An 18,567-nucleotide genomic window follows, 5' to 3' on the forward strand; every position below is an offset into this window, starting at 1 on the left:
CTATTTCTTCGGTTCGCCTTTCTCCTCGAGCTCGAAGCGCTGGCCATCCACCTCGATGCCGCGGATGTCCGCCGAATACCGTGCGGTGGAGATGACGAGGTTCTGGTCCAGCGCGAGCGCGGCGGTCGAGCGCAGGGGCGCGCGCGCCGCAACCGCCGTTGGCCGGGTGCCGTCCGGCGAGGCGGCCAGTGCTCGGGCGCCGACGGCCAGTGCGGCCGCCTCGAAGGCCTTCTTCTGTGCGGCCGCCGCGGCTGCGGCTTCGCGAGCCGCGATGACCTGGCCGATGGTGCCGTTCGCGTAGTAGGCCCCGTCCGCGATCTGGTTGCCCGTCAGGCCCTTGGTGTCGTGCGTGCCGCCGCCGAAGCTGCCGAAGAAGGCGCGGCTGTTCACGTCACCGTTGTAGTAGGTGTTGGTGGTGCTGGTGTTGTTGAGGAAGCCCACCAGGCCGCCGGCGCCGTAGTTGGTCTGATCGACCGCCGTCGCGGCGCCGGTTTCGTAGGCCTTGCTGATCGTCGCGTTGACCGCCGTGCCGATGAGCCCGCCGACATGGCTGTAGCCATGGACGTCGCCCTTGGCATAGACGTCGGAGACGGCGTAGTGGTTGATGCCGCCGACCAGGCCGCCGGCGCTGTCGGTGTAGATCCCGTCGATGCTGGCCACGCTCACCTGGCCGGTCGCGTAGGCGCTCGTCAGCGAGCCCGGCGTGCTGCCACTGGCGGCGTAGCCGATGAGGCCGCCGACGTTGCTGCCGCCGCCCTTGGCGTTAACGTTGCCCGTGGCGAACACGTGGCTGATCGAGATGCTGCCTGACAACGTGGCCGTGAATGGGTCGCCCACGACGCCGATCAGGCCGCCCAGGTAGGCCGCGGAGAAAGCGGTCTGGACGGGGTAGATGCCCGTCACGTCGCCGGTGGCGTAGGCGTTGTCGATGAGCAGGCCCTTGGAGCTGCGCACGCCACCGAGCAGGCCGCCGAGGTAGGAGCCGCCGGTGACGCTGCCGGTGGCGAACGAGCGGGTCAGGCTGTCCGATGCACGGGACGCATAGGCCCCGACCAGCCCGCCCAGGTACTTGATGTCGTAGCTCGCAGCGGCGACGCCGTCGGCGTAGCGGGCGGTCACGGCGCCCGTTGCATAGGCGTTCGAGATCGTGCCGGTCATGCTGCCCACCAGGCCGCCCAGTCCGCTGGCGCTCGCCGAGTGCGCGCTCATCACGACGTCGATGCTCCCGGTCGCGTGCGAGTCGCCGATGGTGCCCGTCATCGCACCGACCAGCCCGCCGGTGTCGCCGACGTTGTAGCGACCGGACGCGATGGAGACGCCCGAGAAGGACGACGAGATCGTGCCGTTGAAGGCACCCGCCACGCCGCCGAATTTGCCGCCCAGCACGCTCATCGTGCCTGTGCTGTAGACCTGGCTCAGCACGCCGCCGCCTTCGCCGATGAGCGCGCCTACGGCGCCGCCCAGCGCGGCGTTCGTCACGCTGACCGACACCATGCCCAGATCGCGGATGGTGACGGGCCCGTAGTCGGTGCCGTTGCCGATCAGTCCGGCGCTGTACTGCGGGGCATCCATCGAGAAATGGCTGATCTGGTGCCCGAGTCCGGCCAGCGTGCCGCCGAAGAAGTAGATCGGCGCGACGCTGTAGGTCGTGCCGGCGGCTTCCAGGTCGCGGGCGATCGCGAAGTGGCCCAGGACCGCGTCGTAATTGCCGTTGCCGGTCACGCCGTCGGTGTTGTCCAGGCCGTCGAGCTGACTCATGCTGTAGATCAGCGTGTAGGCCTGTCCGTTGATGGACAGCGCGTCCCCACTGCCGGAGCTTCCGCCGAAGCTGATGCTGCCGTAGGTGCCGCCGCTGGTGTCGGCCTTGGCGACGGGGAGGCCGTTGGCGTCGAGCGTGCTGCCGCTGTAGCTGGCCTGCGTGCGGATGTCGTAGTCGCCGCCGCAGGTCATGGCCAGCGCTGCGTTGGTCAGCCGGATGGCGTTGTTGACATGGATGTCGTGGCCAGCGTCGAGCGTGAGGCCGGCGCGCAAGGCCGGCGCAGACCCGCTGTAGGCGCTGTAGCTGGCGGTGACGGGGCTGTTGACCGCGATGTCGTGTTCGGCCTTCAGCGTCAGCGTGGTGGGGGCATCCCAGCTCACCATGTCATTGACGCTCACGTCGCCGCCCGTGCCCTTGGCGCCGGCGGTGGAGGCGACGGTGACGCTGCCGTTCGCCAGCTGGGCAGCCAGCGCGGCGCCGGTGATGTCACCGCCGCTGGCCGCGATCGTGAAGTCCGTCGGGTCGATGAGCCAGGTACCGCTGCGGCCGGCCGCGGCGCGCGTCGTGATGCGCGCCGCGTCGGCCACGCGCACGACATCGCCGCTGGTCTCGATGCTGCCGCCGTCGCCGGCGAGGGGCGCGCTGGCATCGAGGGTGCCGCCGACTTGCGTGACGCCCCCCTGTGCCAGCAACGTGATGCGGCCCTGCAGGTCATCGAGGGTCTGCGCCCGCACGAGGCCCGCGTTGTTGACCTGCGCCGACAGCAGCTCGTCGGCGGCGCGCGCCGTGAGGATCACCTGCCCGCCGTCGGCGTAGAGGGCCTGGCGGTTTTCGACCAGCGCGTCGAGCGCGCCCTGGTCCAGCGTCAGGCCCAGCAGCGTGTCGCCGTTGAAGTTCAGCATCACCTTGCCGCCGGCCGCCAGTGCCACGGTGCCGCGCGTGGCGGTGATCACACCCTGGTTGGACACCTGGCCGCCCAGCAGCGCGACGTAGCCGCCGTCGCGTGCCGTCAGCGTGCCGAGGTTGGTCACGGCGCCGCGGCTCGTCGCACTGAAGACGCGGCGGCCGGCCAGGAAGTCGGCGTCGCCGATGTCCAGGGTGCTGGCCACGAGGCTGCCCACGCTGACACTGCTGCCCTTGCCGAACAGCACGCCGTTGGAGTTGACGAGGAAGACCTGGCCGTTGGCGCCGAGGGCGCCGTCGATGACGCTGCGCTCGTTGCCGACGACGCGGTTGAGCGCCACGGCCGAAGCGCCCGGCTGGTTGAAACGCACCGACTCGCCGGCAGCGACGGAGAACCCTTGCCAGTTGATGACGGTGACCGGCGAGGCCTGGTCGATGGTGGTGACCGCGCCGCGCTGCGTGATGGCTGCCGAGCCACTCGCCACGACACCGCCGATCGGCGCAGCGAGCGCAAGACGTGACACCACGGCCGGCGCCAGCAGCGCCGCCGTCCACCATCGGTGGCGACCCGTCAGCGTGGGTTGCTTCATGGATGCATCCTTTGCCCCGCAGGCAGAGCACAACGCACGTCACGCGTCCGCGACGGCCCTCCGCCGCGATGGACACACCGCCTGACTCGTTATGTAGTCAGATACATAGCAACGAAGATGCCAACGCACGAAATCATCGGCGTGCCAGGGCTGCGCGCCGGATTGAAGCGCGCCAGGCCGGGGTGTCGTCAGTCGCGATGGTTCGTTATGTACCGAACCGAACAACGCTTTGACGGGTTTGCGACCAGGTGGTCGCAGTCCACGCCTACTTCACGGCGTTGATCTGCTGGATCAGCGCGCGGTGGCTGGGCAGGTCCTGCACGGCGCGATCCGCGAAGCGCTGGATCTTGGCGAACAGGCGGTCGGCCTCGGCGGCCTGCGTGAAGTCGCCGCGGCCGGGGCCGAGGTCGGTGTGAAAGCCCATGCCGTACAGGATGTACTGGTAGTTGAAGAACGCAAAGGTCTCCGTGTCCAGCCCGAAGTCGAAACGGCCCGGCGGCCGCAGCCGCCACTGCGCCAGCAGGTCGGCCAGGCGATCGGGGATGGTGGCCGGCGCGGCGTTGTCGCGCCAGAACGGCTCGTCGCGCCGGCTCAGGCAGTAGTGCAGCTTCAGGAACGCGACGATGTTGTCGAAGCGTGCCCGCATCAGCTCGTTGAAGCGCCGCGCGGGAGCCGCCATCGGGCCGCTGTGCGGCAGCATCTCGGCAATCATGCCGACGGCGGCCTCGATGAGCACGAGGCCGGTGGACTCCAGCGGCTCCAGGAAGCCCGCCGACAGGCCCACGGCCACGCAGTTCTTGACCCACTGCTGCTCGCGGTAGCCGGGCGCGAAGGGGATGCTGCGCATCGCGAGGTCTTCATGGCCGGCGCCGCAGTAGCGGCGCAGCACTTCGGCGGCGCGGTCGTCGCTCATGTGGCTGCTGGCGTAGACGCAGCCGATGCCGCGCGACCCGTTCAGGCCGATCTCCCACAGCCAGCCCGCCTCGTGCGCCGTGGCGATGGTGCAGCTCTCGAGTTCGGGCGTGTCCACCGGCAGCCGGCAGGCCAGCGCGCGGTCGGCGAACAGCTGGCCCGTGCAGGATCTGAACGGGCTGCCCAGCGCGCGGCCGATGAGTTCGGCACGGAACCCGGTGCAGTCGATGTAGAGGTCGGCCTCGAAGCGGCCCTGCGGCGTGTCGACATGGGCGATGGCGCCCTGTGCATCCAGCCCGACCTGCGTGACGGTGCCCTGCACATGCCGCACGCCCAACTGCCGCGCGCGCTCGGCCAGCAGCCGCGCGAGCTTGAGCGCGTCGAAGTGGTAGGCGTAGTTCAGCGGCGCCGCGTAGGGCGCCTCGCCGGCACGCTTGGGCGCGCGCTGCGCGGCGGCCACGCGGTACTGCAGCGTCATGGCCTGCGCGAACGGCAAGCGCGTCGCCTCGTCCTGCAGCAGCCAGTAGGGCACGAGGTTGAGGTCCTCGGCGTAGAACGGCGCCTCGAAGGGATGGAAGAACTGGTGGTGGCGGCCCGGCGTGCCGGCCTGCGCCCAGTCGACGAAGCGGATGCCCTGCTTCATCGTCGCGGCCGTTTCGCGGATGAACTCGGACTCGGCGATGCCGAGGAACTGCAGCGTGTTGCGGATGGTCGGGAACGTGCCCTCGCCGACGCCCACGCTGGCGATGTCGGGCGACTCCAGCACCGTCACTTCGAGATGCGGCCGTTCGGCCAGGCGCAGGGCCTTGGCCAGGTAGGCGGCGGTCAGCCAGCCGGCCGTGCCGCCGCCGACGATGAGGAGGCGTCGCTTGTCGGGCATCTCAGTGCTTCCTCGCGGGCCGAGCGCCGCGCCCGCGGGGCGCCGGCCAAGGTGCGCGTGGGATGAGGGGCGCCAGGGTCATGCGCGCACGTACAGGTTCTTGAGCCACTGGGCGCCGGCCTGCGTGCCCTGGCTCCAGTCCTCGTCGTCGTCACCGGGCGGGGCCACGTAGCCGGAAGGGTTGAGCAGCTTCACGCGGCCGGCGCGAAAGGCCGACACGCGGTGCGTCACGAAGGTCAGGCCGTGCTCCAGCGCCGTGGCGGCGAGCAGGCCGTCGCGCGTGCTGGCGTAGGGCAGCTGGGCGCGGCGGCGCACGACGGCGGCGTCCACCGGCAGCACGCGGCCGTCGAAGGCCGGCATGACGCGCTGGTCGATCCAGTCCCGCACGGCCAGGCCGGCGGCGCGGTCCTTGCGGCCCAGCCGGGCGGCGGCGTTCTCGATTTCCAGCAGGTTCAGCGCCGAGATGAAGAGCTTCTGCCGTGGCAGCGCCGCCGCCCAGGCCGTCAGCCCGGCGTCGGCCTGGCCGGCCCGGGCCTTGCGCAGCGCCAGCACGATGCCGGTGTCGAGCAGGAACATCAGTCGAGGCTTTCGCGGTGGTCCCAGGTGCCATCGGCGGCGGCGTCGGCCGGGTCGATGGCGACGGGCTCGGGCATGGCCAGCAGGTCCAGGATGCTCTCGCCTTCGCCCGTCAGCCGACGGTATTCGGCAATGCTGAGCAGCACATGGGTGGGCTGGCCGCGGTCGGTGACCAGCACGGGCTCGACCTGCGCGGCGCGCTTGGCAAGGCTGACATCGCGGTTGAACTCGCGGCTGGACAGGAGCTTCATGGCGCCGACGAATGTAGCCACGTGCCTGCACCAACGCAAACGCCATGTAGGTACGTCGGTACGTTGACGTTCATCCCGATGGACATGAGAAACCCCGCTGGCACAGTGCGCCGGCGCGGCCTGCACAGCGGTGGAGGCAGCGGAGACAACGTTGTCGACGGCCGGATCGATACCGGCACGCGGCAGCGCCAACCCAAGAATCGAGAAGGCAGAGCCTCATGGAATTCGATCTCCTCGCCGTGCTGGCCGACGTGTTCGCCAAGCACGGCCCGGCGGCCCCGGCCGTCGCCCAGACCTACGCGCCGGGCGACTTCAGCATCCACTTCTTCCTGCAGCTCGGGCTCATCATGCTGGCCTGCCGGGTGGTGGGCTGGGCGGGCCGCAAGTTCCTCGGCCAGCCGCAGGTGGTCGGCGAGATGATCGCGGGCGTCATCCTCGGGCCGTCGCTGCTGGGGCTGTTCTTCCCGCAGCTGCAGGCGGCGGTGTTCCCGAAGGAGATGCGCAGCGTGCTGTATTCCGGCGCGCAGCTGGGCGTGGGCCTCTACATGTTCCTCGTCGGCACCACGCTGCGGCTGGACCATTTCGCCACCAAGGCGCGCAGCGCCATCGGCGTGTCGATCTCGGGCATCGCGGCGCCGTTCTTCATCGCGTGGTTGATCACGCCCTTCCTGCTGGGCATGCCGGGGCTGTTCGCGGACGGCATCTCCACCGCCAACGCGACGCTCTTCATGGGCGCGTGCATCGCGCTGACGGCCTTCCCGATGTTGGCCCGCATCATCAACGAGCAGGGCCTGGCCAACACCTCGCTCGGTACGCTGACGCTGACGGCCGGCGCCTTCGACGACGCGGCCTCCTGGTGCGTGCTGGCGCTCGTGCTGGCGGCCTTCGGCGCCGGCCCCGGCGTGGCGGTGCTGGCCATTGGCGGCGGCGTGCTGTGGGCGGCCTTCGTGCTGCTGTTCGGGCGCCGGCTGCTGGCGCCACTGGGCCGCTGGGTGGAGCGCGACGGCCACATGAGCCACACGGTGCTGGGCCTCACGCTGGTGGCGTTCTGCACGTCGGCCTTCGTGATGGACGCGGTCGGCATCCACGCCATCTTCGGCGGCTTCATCCTCGGCGCCGTCATGCCGCGCGGCCTGTTCGCCACCGAGCTGAAGAAGAAGCTCGAGCCGATCACCGTCGTGCTGCTGCTGCCGATGTTCTTCACCTACTCGGGCCTGAACACGCGGCTGGACATGATCGATTCGGCCTCGCTGATGCTGGTGGCGGCCGGCGTGCTGGTGGCCTCGGTGCTGGCCAAGTTCGGCGCCTGCTACCTGGCCGCGCGGCTGGCCGGCGAGGACAACCGCACCGCCCTGGGTATCGGCGCGCTGATGAACTCGCGCGGCCTGATGGAGCTCATCATCATCAACATCGGCCTGCAGAAGGGCATCATCGGCCCGGCGCTGTTCTCCATGCTGGTGCTGATGGCCGTGGTGACCACGATGATGGCCACGCCGCTGTTCGAGATCTTCTATGGCCGCCAGGCCCGCGCGGCGGGTGAGCTGGAGGCCTTGGCGGGCCGGCCGGGCAGCCAGCCGCGCGTGGCGGCCTGACCGATGCTGCCGGGCGGTGCCTGCGCGTCAGCCCGGGGTGTTGCGGGGTGACGCGCCGATGACAAATGCTGCGGCGTTGCACACTTTTGCAGCTTGCGGCGTTCGTCCAGCCAGCCTTGCGCTCATGCGAATGAGCGATGTCGTTTTTCATGGCCTCCCGTCGCGATTTTCTATTGCTGCACTGCAACATAAGCATTAAGCTACGCCCATCTGCTGTTTGTCTCCTCCGCCCACCCTGGGTGGATTCAGCCCCCCAACTGGCCTGGTCCGTGTTGCGGGGCTTTTTTCTTGGCCGCCTGGCTGCGGGTCACCAGGTGGCCGAGTAGGTCACCGTCGTGCGGTGCGCCTGCGGGCGCAGCGTCAGCCGGCTCTGCTTGCTCAGCTGGTACGACAACGCGCCGCGCAACCCGGCGAGACCTTCCGAGCGAGGGCGTTCGAAACTCATGCGCGACGCCCAGCCCGTGTCGCGCTGCCACACCGGCGCCTCCACGCCGCCGCGCAGCCGCCGGGTCACGTCATAGCTCACGCCCGCCCACACCGCTTCGCGCACGGCGGCCTGCGGCCCCAGCAGGACGGGAGATCGAACGTGCTGCTCCAGGCCGATCTGGTAGCGCCAGCGGGAACGTTCACGCTGACGCTCCAGCCACAGCGGGTCGCGCCAGTCCAGCGCCGGGTCGGGCGTCTCGGACGACAGCGCCTGACCCGCCAGCGCCGTGCCGCCGGTGATGGTCACGGTCTGCGCCTGAGCCAGCTGGGCGCAGCAAACGCAGAGCATCGAAGTGATCAGGCGGGACGGCATGGCGGGACTCCAGCTAACGGCTCTTTGCTAGGTGGCGCCATGATGGAAAAACGGCGCGCCGCGCGGTGTCGGCCGGCAGCGGCGCCGGCTATCGGACAGGCGGCCACCGCGAGGCCGCCGGGCGGTCAGCGCGCGCCTACAGCCCGATGTGCCGGGTGCCGATCGCGGCCACAGCAGGCGTCGCCGTGAGGTGCCGGCACCGCTGCCAGGCCAGCACGCCCGCCCTGCCCCGACCCGCGCGACCGGCCACTGGCTGCCGGGCTGAGCCGCCGTGCGGCGGACAATCCGCGCTTGCCCCGCCCCGGCCGCCCATGAGTCACCGCCCCACCACCGTCGCCGACATCCCGGACTTTCCGGTCATCATCGATGCGCGCACGCCCGCCGAGTTCGCGCTGGATCACCTGCCTGGCGCCATCAACTGCCCGGTGCTGGACGACGAGCAACGCCGCATCGTCGGCACGATCTATGTGCAGGTCTCGGCCTTCGAGGCCCGCAAGATCGGCGGCGCCTTCGTGGCGCGCAACATCGCCACCCACCTCGAGACGCTGTTCCGCGACAAGCCGCGCGACTGGCGACCGCTCATCTACTGCTGGCGCGGCGGGCTGCGCAGCGGCAGCTTCGTCCACTGGCTGCGCCTGGTGGGCTGGGACGCCCAGCAGCTCAAGGGCGGCTACAAGGCCTGGCGCGCGCATGTCGTCGAGCAGATCGCCCGCCTCGCGCCGCAGATGGACCTGCGCGTGCTGTGCGGCCCCACCGGCAGCGCCAAGACGCGCGTGCTGCAGGCCTTGCAGGCCCAGGGCGAGCAGGTGCTGGACCTCGAGGAACTGGCCGCGCACCGCGGCTCGGTGCTGGGCGGGTTGCCGGGCCGGGAGCAGCCGTCGCAGAAGGGCTTCGAGACGCAGCTCATGCAGCGGCTGGCCGGCTTCGACCTGACGCGGCGTGTGTGGATCGAGGCCGAGAGCCGGCGCATCGGCCGCATCACGGTGCCCGAGCCGCTGCTGCAGCGGCTGCGCGCCAGCCCCGTCGTCGAGATCGCGGCGTCGCCCGCCGCGCGGCTGGCCTATCTGCTGCGCGACTACGCCTGGCTCGGCGACGACCCGCAAGCCCTGGCCGACAAGCTGGGTTCGCTGCGCGAGCTGCTGCCGCGCGACGTGCTGGCGCAATGGCAGCAGTGGGCGCTGCAGGGCGAGCTGCCGCCGCTGTTCGAGGCCTTGATGGCGCGGCACTACGACCCGCTCTACGCACGCTCCCAGGGCCGGCAGCTGGAGCGGCTGGGCCAGGCGCAGCGCGTGGCCTGCGATGACCTGTCGGACGCCGGCATCCAGGCGCTGGCCAGCCGCATCGCGGCCGGCCTCACCGAGCCAGTGCGCGCCGCGTCAGGTAGCTGAGCGCGTCCACCAGCGCCACCATGGCGATCATGGCGGCCAGCACCGTGGCCGTCTTGTCCATCTGGAACAGGCCCATGTGATAGGACAGCATCTGCCCCAGCCCGCCGGCGCCGACGACGCCCAGCACCGTGGCCGCGCGGATGTTGTTCTCCCAGCGGTAGAGCGCATAGGAGATGACCTGCGGCAGCACCTGGGGCAGCGTGGCGTACAGGAACACGCGCAGCGGCCCGAGGCCGTGCGTGCGCAGCGCGGCGGCCGGCCCGGGCGGCGCGTTCTCGATCGCCTCCGCAAACAGCCGGCCCAGCACGCCAGTCGTGTGCAGCGCCAGCGCCAGCGTGCCGGCCAGCGGCCCCAGCCCGGCGGAGATCAGCAGCAGCGTCGCCCACACCAGCTCGGGCACGGCCCGCAGCGCGTTCAGCACGAAGCGGGTGGGCGCGCGGGCGCGTGCGGGGTCGCCGTCGTGGGCACGGCTGGCCGGCAAAGCCAGCACCAGGCCGGCGGCCGCCGCCAGCAGCGTGCCCACGATGGACATGGCCAGCGTCTCCAGCGATGCCAGCGCCGCCCGGCGCACAAAAGCGGCCGACAGATCCGGCGGGAAGAACTCGCCGACGAAGCGCGCCATGCTGCGCGCCGCGTCCAGCGACAGGAAGGCGTGCCATTGCAGGTCCAGGCTGCAGAAACTGGCGATGACCAGCACCAGCAGCGCGGCGCCGAACCACAGCGCCTTGCTGCGGCGGTGGAACAGCGCGGGCGGCAGCCGCTCAGGTCTCGGGTTGGCGGCCGTCATGCGAGTGCCCTCCGCAGCCAGCCGCTGACGTGGTCGGCCAGCGCGACGAGCGCGATGAACACCAGCAGCATGGTCGTGACCTCGCCGCCGGCGAACATCTTGGTGGAGTTGTCCAGCTGCTGCCCCAGCCCGCCCGCACCGACGAAGCCCAGCACGACGGACGAGCGGATCGCGCACTCCCAGCGGTAGACGGTGTAGGAGGTCAGCTCCGCCGCGTTCTGCGGCAGCAGCCCGTAGGCGAAAGCTTGCAGGCGGCCCGCGCCGTTGGCCAGCAGGCTGCGCGTGGCGGGCGTCTCGCCGCTTTCCAGGATGTCGGCGTACACCTTGCCCAGCATGCCGCCATAGGTCAGCGCGATGGCCAGCACGCCGGCCGTGGGCCCCAGGCCAACGACGCGCACGAACACCAGCGCCCACACCAGCTCCGGCACGCTGCGCAGCAGCACCAGCAGCCAGCGCAGCAGCTGGCGCGCCAGTGCCGGCAGCGGCGCCATGCGCCCGGACAGCGCCGACAGCGACAGCACGCGTGTCGACATCAACGTCGCCGGGATGGCGATGACCAGCGCCAGCGTGATGCCGGCCGTGGCGATCGCGACGGTGCGCCAGGTCTCGCGGGCCACCAGCCACAGGAACTCGCCGTTGGTGGCCGGCGGCAGCATGGTGGCCAGGAAGCGCAGCGTGGGGCCGCGGCTCTCGGCGCTGAAGAGTTCCCAGGGCCGGAACTCCGTGGCGCGCAGCAGCGGCCACAGCAGCACCAGCGCCGCGCCCAGCCAGAACAGCCGGCCCAGCCAGGCCGGGTCGCGCATGGGTGGCCTCACGGCGCTCATCGGCAATGCATGACGACGGGCGTCGGCGTCATGTCGGCAGGCTGCGCGGCGGCGGGGCCGGTGAGCTCGTCCTCGTGCTCGGCATACAGCTGCAGCAGGTGCTCGCGGCTGACCTGCGCCGTGGGCAGGTCGAAGGCGAGCCGGCCGTCGCGCAGGCCCACGATGCGGTCGAAATGTGCCAGCGCCATGTCCACCTGATGCATGGTCACCATCACCGTGGCGCCGCGTTCGCGGGCCATGGCCTTCAGTGCCGTGACGGCCTGCACCGCACGCGTCGGGTCCAGCGCCGACAGCGGCTCGTCCACCAGCCACAGCGTGGCCGGCGACAGCAGCGCGCGCGCCAGGCCCACGCGCTGGCGCTCCCCGCCGGACAGGCGGTCCACACGGCTGAACAGCTTCTCGGCCAGCCCGAAGCGTTCCAGCGCCGTATGCGCCGCGCCGGTGTCGGCCGGGTAGAACAGCGAGCGCAGGCTGGTGGCCAGGCTCCAGGCCGGCAGCCGCCCGGCCAGCACCGCCGTGACGACACGCTGGCGTGGCGGCAGGGGCGGCGTCTGCGGCGCGAGGAAGAGTCGGCCGCGCAGGCGCTGCAGCGCGGCCGTGCGCAGCGCCCAGGCGTCGGCGCCATCGAGCCGCAGCGTGCCGGCGGCGGGCTTCAAGGCGGCGGCAGCCACCTGCAGCAGCGTCGTCTTGCCGGCGCCGGACGGGCCGATGACGGCCACTTGTTCACCGGCACTCAGCGACAGGCTCAGGCCGCGCAATGCACTGGCACCGGCGGGCGCCGCCGGGTGGCGCGCTTGCACGGCGTGCAGTTCGAGGTTCATGGGGGAGTGGGGCGGGTCAGGGAATCGGTGCGCCGCGCGCCCGCCGCGTTGCCGGGGCTGGCATGCCACGGGAAACAGCGTGGCGCAGGCTGGAATTAGACCGCAGTCATACTGACTGCCCTGCCGGAGAACCCTTGATGAACGCTGCCACCCCCACGCCTCCCCGCCTCACGTCCCTGTCGCACGGTGGCGGCTGCGGCTGCAAGATCGCGCCCGGCGTGCTCAGCGAGATCCTGAAGAACACCGCCAAGCTGCCGGTGCCGCCCGAGCTGCTGGTGGGCATCGAGACCTCCGACGACGCGGCCGTCTACCAGCTCACCGACGACATCGCCATCATCGCGACGACGGACTTCTTCATGCCCATCGTCGACGACCCGTTCGACTTCGGCCGCATCGCCGCCACCAACGCCATCAGCGACGTCTACGCGATGGGCGGCAAGCCCATCATGGCGCTGGCGCTGGTGGGCATGCCGATCAACGTGCTGCCCACCGACATCATCGGCCGCATCCTGGCGGGCGGCGAATCGGTATGCCGCGCGGCCGGCATTCCCATCGCGGGCGGCCACACCATCGACTCCGTCGAGCCCATCTACGGCCTGGTGGCGCTGGGCGTGGTGCATCCGCAGCGCGTCAAGCGCAATGCCGATGCACGCGTCGGCGACCGGCTGGTGCTGGGCAAGCCGCTGGGCGTGGGCGTGCTGTCGGCGGCGCTGAAGAAGGAGCTGCTGTCGGCCGAGGGCTATGCGCAGATGATCGACACCACGACGCGGCTGAACACGCCCGGCCCCGATCTGGCCGCGCTGGCCGGTGTGCACGCGCTGACCGACGTGACGGGCTTCGGCCTCGCCGGCCATGCGCTGGAGCTGGCGCGCGGCGCGCAGGCCGCGCTGGCGCTCGACTGGGCCCGCGTGCCGCTGCTGGCAGGTGTGAGCGAGCTGGCCGCGCAAGGCCATGTGACGGGCGCGTCCGGCCGCAACTGGAGCGGCTACGGCGCGGAGGTGAGCCTGCCCGAAGGCTTCACGCCCACCGATCGCGCGCTGCTGACCGACCCGCAGACCAGCGGCGGCCTGCTCGTGTCCTGCGAGCCCGGCGCGGTGGACGAGGTGCTGGCCGTGTTCCGCCGCCACGGCTTCGACGCCGCGGCCGAGATCGGCGAGGTCATCGCCGCCGCGCCGGGCGGGGCGCGGCTGGTCGTGCGCGCCGGCTGAGCCTCCTAGCCGGCATGAAAAAGGGGCGCCCGCGGCGCCCCTTGCTGTCGCAATCGGTCTCGAGATCAGGCGGCGACGACGCGCACCATCTCCAGCACCTTGTTCGAGTAGCCCCACTCGTTGTCGTACCAGGACACGAGCTTGACGAAGGTGCCATCCAGCGCGATGCCGGCGTCGGCATCGAAGATGGACGTGCGCGGGTCGCCGCGGAAGTCGGTGGCGACGACCTTCTCGGTCGTGTAGCCCAGCACGCCCTTGAGCGCGCCCTCGCTCTGGGCCTTCATCTCGGCGCAGATCTCGTCGTAGCTGGCGTCCTTCACCAGCTCGACGGTCAGGTCGACCACCGACACGTCGCTCGTCGGCACGCGGAAGCTCATGCCCGTGAGCTTCTTGTTCAGCTCGGGGATGACCTTGCCGACGGCCTTGGCGGCGCCGGTGCTGCTGGGGATGATGTTCTCCAGGATGCCGCGGCCGCCGCGCCAGTCCTTGTTGCTCGGGCCGTCCACGGTCTTCTGCGTCGCGGTGGCGGCGTGCACGGTGGTCATCAGGCCGCGCTTGATGCCCCACTTGTCGTTCAGCACCTTGGCCAGCGGGGCCAGGCAGTTGGTCGTGCAGGACGCGTTGGAGATGATGGTCTCGCCGGCGTACTTGGTGTGGTTCACGCCGAACACGAACATCGGCGTCTCGTCCTTGCTGGGAGCCGAGAAGATGACCTTCTTGGCGCCAGCCGCCAGGTGCTTCTCGCCGCCGGCCTTGTCCAGGAAGATGCCCGTGGCTTCGATGACGATGTCGGCGCCGGCCTCGGCCCACTTCAGCTCGGACGGGTCCTTCACCGCGGTCAGGCGGATCTTCTTGCCATTGACCACCAGCGTGTTGCCGTCGACGGACACGTCACCGTCGAACTTGCCGTGCACGCTGTCGTACTTGAGCATGTAGGCGAGGTAGTCGGGCTCCAGCAGGTCGTTGATCGCGACGACCTCGATGTCCTTGAAGTTCGCGATAGCGGCACGGAACACCATGCGTCCGATGCGGCCGAAGCCGTTGATGCCGATCTTGATGGTCATGGGAGAGTCTCCAGGGGGATGAAAAATTCGCGCGGGGTCGATGATTCTCGGCGATCGCGAATCGGGGGTGGTTTCAGGGCGATTTCAGCGGCCGCGGGCTGCAGCTGTCCAGGATGCCGCCGCCGGTGGTACCAGGGCTTGCAGCAGGTCAAGAAATCGCAACTTGCCACCCTCCGCCCGCCTCGGCGCGCCAGCGGCTGCAAGCGTAGCGGCGCCCACGCGCCGCAGGCCTTGCCCATCGAACAAGCAGGCCTTGCCGATGCCGTGGCGTCACCCGAGCTTGATCAGGCCGCGGGGCACATCGACGCCCATCAGGCTCTCGAACTGTTTCGTGTACCGCAAAACCTGCGTCCTGCCGTGCCGGGTTCCTCCGGAGTGGCTGCTCAGCCGTTCTCGGCGTCTGCCGTGAAGCTGACCACGCCGCAGGGCACATCGACCTGCAGCCGGCTGCCGAAGAGGTCGTTGGCAACGTCGTCTGACTGAAGGTTGAACTGCAGGCCGCCGAGCCAGCGCAGGAAGTCGACCTTGTTCGGGTCCCTGGAGCCCGGCACGGAAGCACGGTGGGGGCGTCCTTCGCCGCCGACGATGAAGTCCACCTTGAAGGGGCAGCCCATGGTGTTCAGGTCGAAGTGGACGGGTTGCTTCCACGGTTCGCGCATCAGTTTGATGAACTCCATCAACGTGAAGCGATCGTGCTTGAACCCGTGGCGGCGCCCGCCTTTGGGGAACATGCTGAACGTCTGCTCGACCGAGCGCGGGCGGTCCTGTGCCGTTCGGCAGGGCATGCGGTAGCCCGCCACCCATTCGCGCACGGCCTGCTCGAACCTGGCCGAGGCCTTGGCGTAGGAAAACGCGACTGACGGTGGCTGCTGCCCGTCACCCGCGAACGTGATCACGGCCACCAAGTGCTCGGCCCCAGGCCGGCCGAGGGTCAGGCCCATGTCGTAGTCCAGTGCACGCCGGGGCATGACGATGCACAGCGGCGGCCTGCCCTGCACGTCGGGCGGTATGGGCGCCGGGTCGCGCTCGTCGTTCTGGAAGCTGAATTCCTGCACGGCGCGAACTTCGCCGTCTTCGGGCTTCAGGCAGGGCAGGCGGTAGCCCGACACATAGCGCTCCACCTGGTCCTGCATGTCCTCGCGCGCCGAGTTGAACAGCACCTCGAACGTGGGCTTTTCGTCGGGCTGCTTGAACTTCAGCAGCAGCCGCATCGCGCCGTGTGCGCGGTCGAGCTTGTCGTGCTGCGGGTAGCGCGGCGCCTTGCCCGGCTTGACAAGGCAGCCGAGGCGTTGCGCCTCGCTCGGCGTCACGATTTCTGTCTGTGCCGATGCGCCAAGCGCAAACGCGCCCAGCACCCCGGCAACGAAGAGACTGCGCATCCGGACCTCCCTGCCTTTTTTTGATGCAGGGAGGTTTGTAGCGCATTTGGCGCGTTATTTCTTCTTCAACACGGCCTTCACGGTCGCCGCCACGTTCTCCGGCGTGAAGCCGAAGTGCTTGAACAGCACCGGCGCCGGGGCCGACTCCCCGAAGGTGTCGATGCCGACGACGGCGTCCACGCCGTACTTCCACCAGAAGTCGCTGACGCCCATTTCCACCGCCACGCGCGGCAGGCCCTTGGGCAGCACGGTCTTCTTGTAGTCCTTGTCCTGGCGGTCGAACACGTTGGTGGACGGCATGGACACCACGCGCACCTTCACGCCCTCGTCGGCCAGCAGCTTTTGCGCGGCCATGGCCAGCTGCACTTCGGAGCCGGTGGCGATGATGATCGCCTTGGCCTTGCCCTTGGCGGGCTCGGACAGCACGTAGGCGCCCTTGGCGATCTCGTCCACATTCGTCTTGGGCGAGTAGGCCAGGTTCTGGCGCGAGAGGGCCAGCAGGCTGGGGCGCTGCGCGTTGCCCAGCGCCATCGTCCAGGCCACGACCGTCTCGGTCGTGTCGGCCGGGCGCCAGACGTCCAGGCCGGGGATCAGGCGCAGGCTGGCGACATGTTCGATGGACTGGTGCGTCGGGCCGTCTTCACCCAGGCCGATGGAGTCGTGCGTCATCACGTGGATGACGCGGGTCTTCATCAGCGCGGCCATGCGGATGGCGTTGCGGCTGTAGTCGCTGAAGGTCAGGAAGGTGCCGCCGTAGGGGATGAAGCCGCCATGCAGCGCAATGCCGTTCATGATGGCGGCCATGCCGAACTCGCGCACGCCGTAGTTGATGTGGCGGCCGTTGTTGGGCGTGCCGGCGGCGTCGAAGCGCAGGTTGGGCGTGCTGCTCGTGTTGGTCAGGTTGGAGCCGGTCAGGTCGGCGCTGCCGCCCAGCATCTCGGGCAGCTGGGCCGTGAAGGCTTCCAGCGCGATCTGGCTGGCCTTGCGGCTGGCGACGGTCTGCGCGTCGGCATGGGCCTTGACGACGGCGTCCACGGCGATCTGCGCGAAGTTCTCGGGCAGCACGCCGGCCATGCGGCGCTGGAATTCGGCGGCCAGCTCGGGGTGGGCGGTGGCGTAGGCGTCGAAGCGCTGCTCCCATTGCTCCTCGGCGGCGGCGCCCGCGGCCTTGGCGTCCCAGGCGGCGTAGATGTCGGCCGGGATGACGAAGGGCTCGTGCGTCCAGCCGATGGCTTCGCGGGTCAGCTTGATTTCCTCGGCACCCAGCGGCTCGCCGTGGGCCTTGCTGGTGTTGGCGCGGTTGGGCGAGCCCTTGCCGATGTGGGTCTTGGCGATGACGAGCGTGGGCTTGTCGGCGCTCTTGCGGGCTTCGGCGATGGCGGCGTCGACAGCGTCGATGTCATGGCCGTCCACGGGGCCGACGACGTTCCAGCCATAGGCCTGGAAGCGCTTGGCCGTGTCGTCAGCGAACCAGGGCGCGACCTGGCCGTCGATGGAGATGCCGTTGTCGTCGTAGATGGCGATCAGCTTGTTCAGCTTCCATGCGCCGGCCAGTGCGGCCGCCTCGTGGCTGATGCCTTCCATCAGGCAGCCGTCGCCCAGGAACACATAGGTGTGGTGGTTGACGATCTCGTGGCCGTCGCGGTTGAAGTCGCGCGCCATCAGCTTCTCGGCCAGCGCCAGGCCGACGGCGTTCGTCACGCCCTGGCCCAGCGGGCCGGTGGTGGTCTCGACGCCGGCGGTGATGCCCACCTCGGGGTGGCCCGGCGTCTTGCTGTGCATCTGGCGGAAGGCCTTCAGCTCCTCGATGGGCAGGTCATAACCCGTCAGGTGCAGCAACGCGTAGATCAGCATCGAGCCGTGGCCGTTGGACAGCACGAAGCGGTCGCGGTCGGCCCAGTGCGGGTTGGCGGGGTTGTGCTTGAGGTGCCGCGCCCACAGCGCCACGCCGATGTCAGCCATGCCCATGGGGGCGCCCGGGTGGCCCGAGTTGGCCGCCTGCACCGCGTCCATCGCGAGGGCGCGGATCGCGTTGGCCATGAGGGTGGGGGAGGCGGTCGATGCTGTCATGGCCGGGGGCTTTCCTGAGCTGAGGGGCAAAGCCGGCGATTTTACGGGGCGCCCTCTGCACGGCTTGATCCAGCGCAAGGTGTGGTCGTGGCCGAGGCGCGACGCTTGGCGGATGTTCCCGTCGCCCATGCCCTTGACGGTGCGCGTCATCCGCGCAGAGCACGACGCGCTCGCCGCGATGCTGCGCACGCTGCCCTTGCTGCTGGAAGCGCAGCGCCGCACGGGCACGCCGCCGGACTTCGGTGCGTTGCGGGCCATGCTGTTCTATGTCGACGAGTTTCCCGAACGCTTTCATCACAAAAAGGAAAGCGAGCTGTTGTTCCCGAAGCTGCGCGCGCGGGCGCCCACGCTGCGCGGGACGCTGGACGACCTGGAGGCCGACCATGCGCAGGGCGAGCGCGCGGTTCGGGAGCTGCAACACAGCCTGCTCGCCTGGGAGCAGATGGGCGACAGCCGGCGCGACAAGTTCGAGCAGCAGGTGAAGGTCTACAGCGCGCGCTACCTGCGCCACATGAGGCGCGAGGAGACCGAGGTGCTACCGCGCGCCGCCCAGGTGCTCAGCGCCGAGGACTGGGCCGAGCTCGACGAAGCCTTCGGCGCGCACACGGACCCGCTCGCGCCCCGCGCCGGCCAGGCCGTGGATGAGGCCTACGCGCCGCTGCGCCAGCGCATCCTGTCGGCGTTGCCGGCGCCGTTCGGCTGGGCGGCCGCCCTGGACCTGGGCACCGCGGCGCCCGGCGCCTGACGCACCGCCGCGCCGGGCC

At 70.2% G+C, this 18,567-nt stretch carries 15 protein-coding genes; 4 read left to right on the top strand and 11 right to left on the bottom strand.

Annotation, left to right across the window (positions count from 1 at the left end; translation table 11 throughout):
* The 4 genes from ACG00X_RS11485 to ACG00X_RS11500 all read right to left on the bottom strand — a co-directional run bounded on the left by ACG00X_RS11485 (position 1) and on the right by ACG00X_RS11500 (position 5,871).
* On the bottom strand, positions 1-3,252 hold the full coding sequence (locus ACG00X_RS11485) for a two-partner secretion domain-containing protein (protein ID WP_394488313.1): 3,252 nt from the start codon (positions 3,250-3,252) through the stop codon (positions 1-3).
* Between the two features lie 265 nt (positions 3,253-3,517).
* Positions 3,518-5,044, bottom strand: a complete 1,527-nt coding sequence (locus ACG00X_RS11490) for a tryptophan halogenase family protein (protein WP_394488314.1) — start codon at positions 5,042-5,044, stop codon at positions 3,518-3,520.
* A 78-nt stretch (positions 5,045-5,122) separates the two neighbouring features.
* Positions 5,123-5,620, bottom strand: coding sequence for a PIN domain-containing protein (locus ACG00X_RS11495; RefSeq protein WP_394488315.1), 498 nt, complete (start codon positions 5,618-5,620; stop codon positions 5,123-5,125).
* Positions 5,620-5,871, bottom strand: coding sequence for a type II toxin-antitoxin system Phd/YefM family antitoxin (locus ACG00X_RS11500; protein WP_394488316.1), 252 nt, complete (start codon positions 5,869-5,871; stop codon positions 5,620-5,622). The genes ACG00X_RS11495 and ACG00X_RS11500 overlap by 1 nt, the downstream gene beginning before the upstream one ends.
* Positions 5,872-6,089: 218 nt before the next feature.
* On the opposite strand from ACG00X_RS11500, the gene ACG00X_RS11505 reads away from it, so the two are divergent.
* A complete protein-coding gene (locus ACG00X_RS11505; protein WP_394488317.1) occupies positions 6,090-7,463 on the top strand; it encodes a cation:proton antiporter in 1,374 nt (457 codons plus the stop codon).
* A 307-nt stretch (positions 7,464-7,770) separates the two neighbouring features.
* On the opposite strand, the gene ACG00X_RS11510 is transcribed toward ACG00X_RS11505, so the two are convergent.
* Positions 7,771-8,262 carry a hypothetical protein gene (locus ACG00X_RS11510; RefSeq protein WP_394488318.1) on the bottom strand — a complete coding sequence of 164 codons (492 nt, stop codon included), beginning with the start codon at positions 8,260-8,262 and terminating at the stop codon, positions 7,771-7,773.
* Between the two features lie 311 nt (positions 8,263-8,573).
* On the opposite strand from ACG00X_RS11510, the gene mnmH reads away from it, so the two are divergent.
* On the top strand, positions 8,574-9,650 hold the full coding sequence (gene mnmH / locus ACG00X_RS11515; RefSeq protein ID WP_394488319.1) for a tRNA 2-selenouridine(34) synthase MnmH: 1,077 nt from the start codon (positions 8,574-8,576) through the stop codon (positions 9,648-9,650).
* On the opposite strand, the gene phnE is transcribed toward mnmH, so the two are convergent.
* Genes phnE through ACG00X_RS11530 form a run of 3 tightly spaced genes read right to left on the bottom strand, consistent with a single transcriptional unit; the run spans position 9,616 to position 12,082 of the window.
* Entirely contained in the window at positions 9,616-10,437 is an 822-nt protein-coding gene (gene phnE / locus ACG00X_RS11520; RefSeq protein WP_394488320.1) for a phosphonate ABC transporter, permease protein PhnE, read from the bottom strand. The two genes, mnmH and phnE, sit on opposite strands and share 35 nt — an antisense overlap.
* Positions 10,434-11,240, bottom strand: coding sequence for a PhnE/PtxC family ABC transporter permease (locus ACG00X_RS11525; protein ID WP_394488321.1), 807 nt, complete (start codon positions 11,238-11,240; stop codon positions 10,434-10,436). The genes phnE and ACG00X_RS11525 overlap by 4 nt, the downstream gene beginning before the upstream one ends.
* Positions 11,241-11,257: 17 nt before the next feature.
* Positions 11,258-12,082 (bottom strand): phosphonate ABC transporter ATP-binding protein, encoded by an 825-nt coding sequence (locus ACG00X_RS11530; RefSeq protein WP_394488322.1) that lies wholly within the window; start codon positions 12,080-12,082, stop codon positions 11,258-11,260.
* Positions 12,083-12,219: 137 nt separating this feature from the next.
* Between ACG00X_RS11530 and selD the strand changes: the two genes are divergently transcribed.
* The gene (gene selD, locus ACG00X_RS11535; RefSeq protein ID WP_394488323.1) at positions 12,220-13,290 is read left to right on the top strand and encodes a selenide, water dikinase SelD; all 1,071 of its coding nucleotides are present in this window, start codon (positions 12,220-12,222) and stop codon (positions 13,288-13,290) included.
* A 65-nt stretch (positions 13,291-13,355) separates the two neighbouring features.
* On the opposite strand, the gene gap is transcribed toward selD, so the two are convergent.
* From gap to tkt, 3 genes are all read right to left on the bottom strand, one after another.
* A complete protein-coding gene (gene gap, locus ACG00X_RS11540) occupies positions 13,356-14,354 on the bottom strand; it encodes a type I glyceraldehyde-3-phosphate dehydrogenase (protein WP_394488324.1) in 999 nt (332 codons plus the stop codon).
* A 383-nt stretch (positions 14,355-14,737) separates the two neighbouring features.
* Positions 14,738-15,733: a hypothetical protein gene (locus tag ACG00X_RS11545; RefSeq protein ID WP_394488325.1), complete on the bottom strand. Its 996-nt coding sequence runs from the start codon at positions 15,731-15,733 to the stop codon at positions 14,738-14,740.
* Positions 15,734-15,787: 54 nt separating this feature from the next.
* Positions 15,788-17,773 (bottom strand): transketolase, encoded by a 1,986-nt coding sequence (gene tkt / locus ACG00X_RS11550; RefSeq protein WP_394488326.1) that lies wholly within the window; start codon positions 17,771-17,773, stop codon positions 15,788-15,790.
* A 157-nt stretch (positions 17,774-17,930) separates the two neighbouring features.
* Between tkt and ACG00X_RS11555 the strand changes: the two genes are divergently transcribed.
* On the top strand, positions 17,931-18,548 hold the full coding sequence (locus ACG00X_RS11555) for a hemerythrin domain-containing protein (RefSeq protein WP_394488327.1): 618 nt from the start codon (positions 17,931-17,933) through the stop codon (positions 18,546-18,548).
* Positions 18,549-18,567 lie beyond the last annotated feature (19 nt).

Source organism: Pelomonas nitida, from assembly GCF_043555975.1.
Classification (GTDB): domain Bacteria; phylum Pseudomonadota; class Gammaproteobacteria; order Burkholderiales; family Burkholderiaceae_C; genus Pelomonas; species Pelomonas nitida.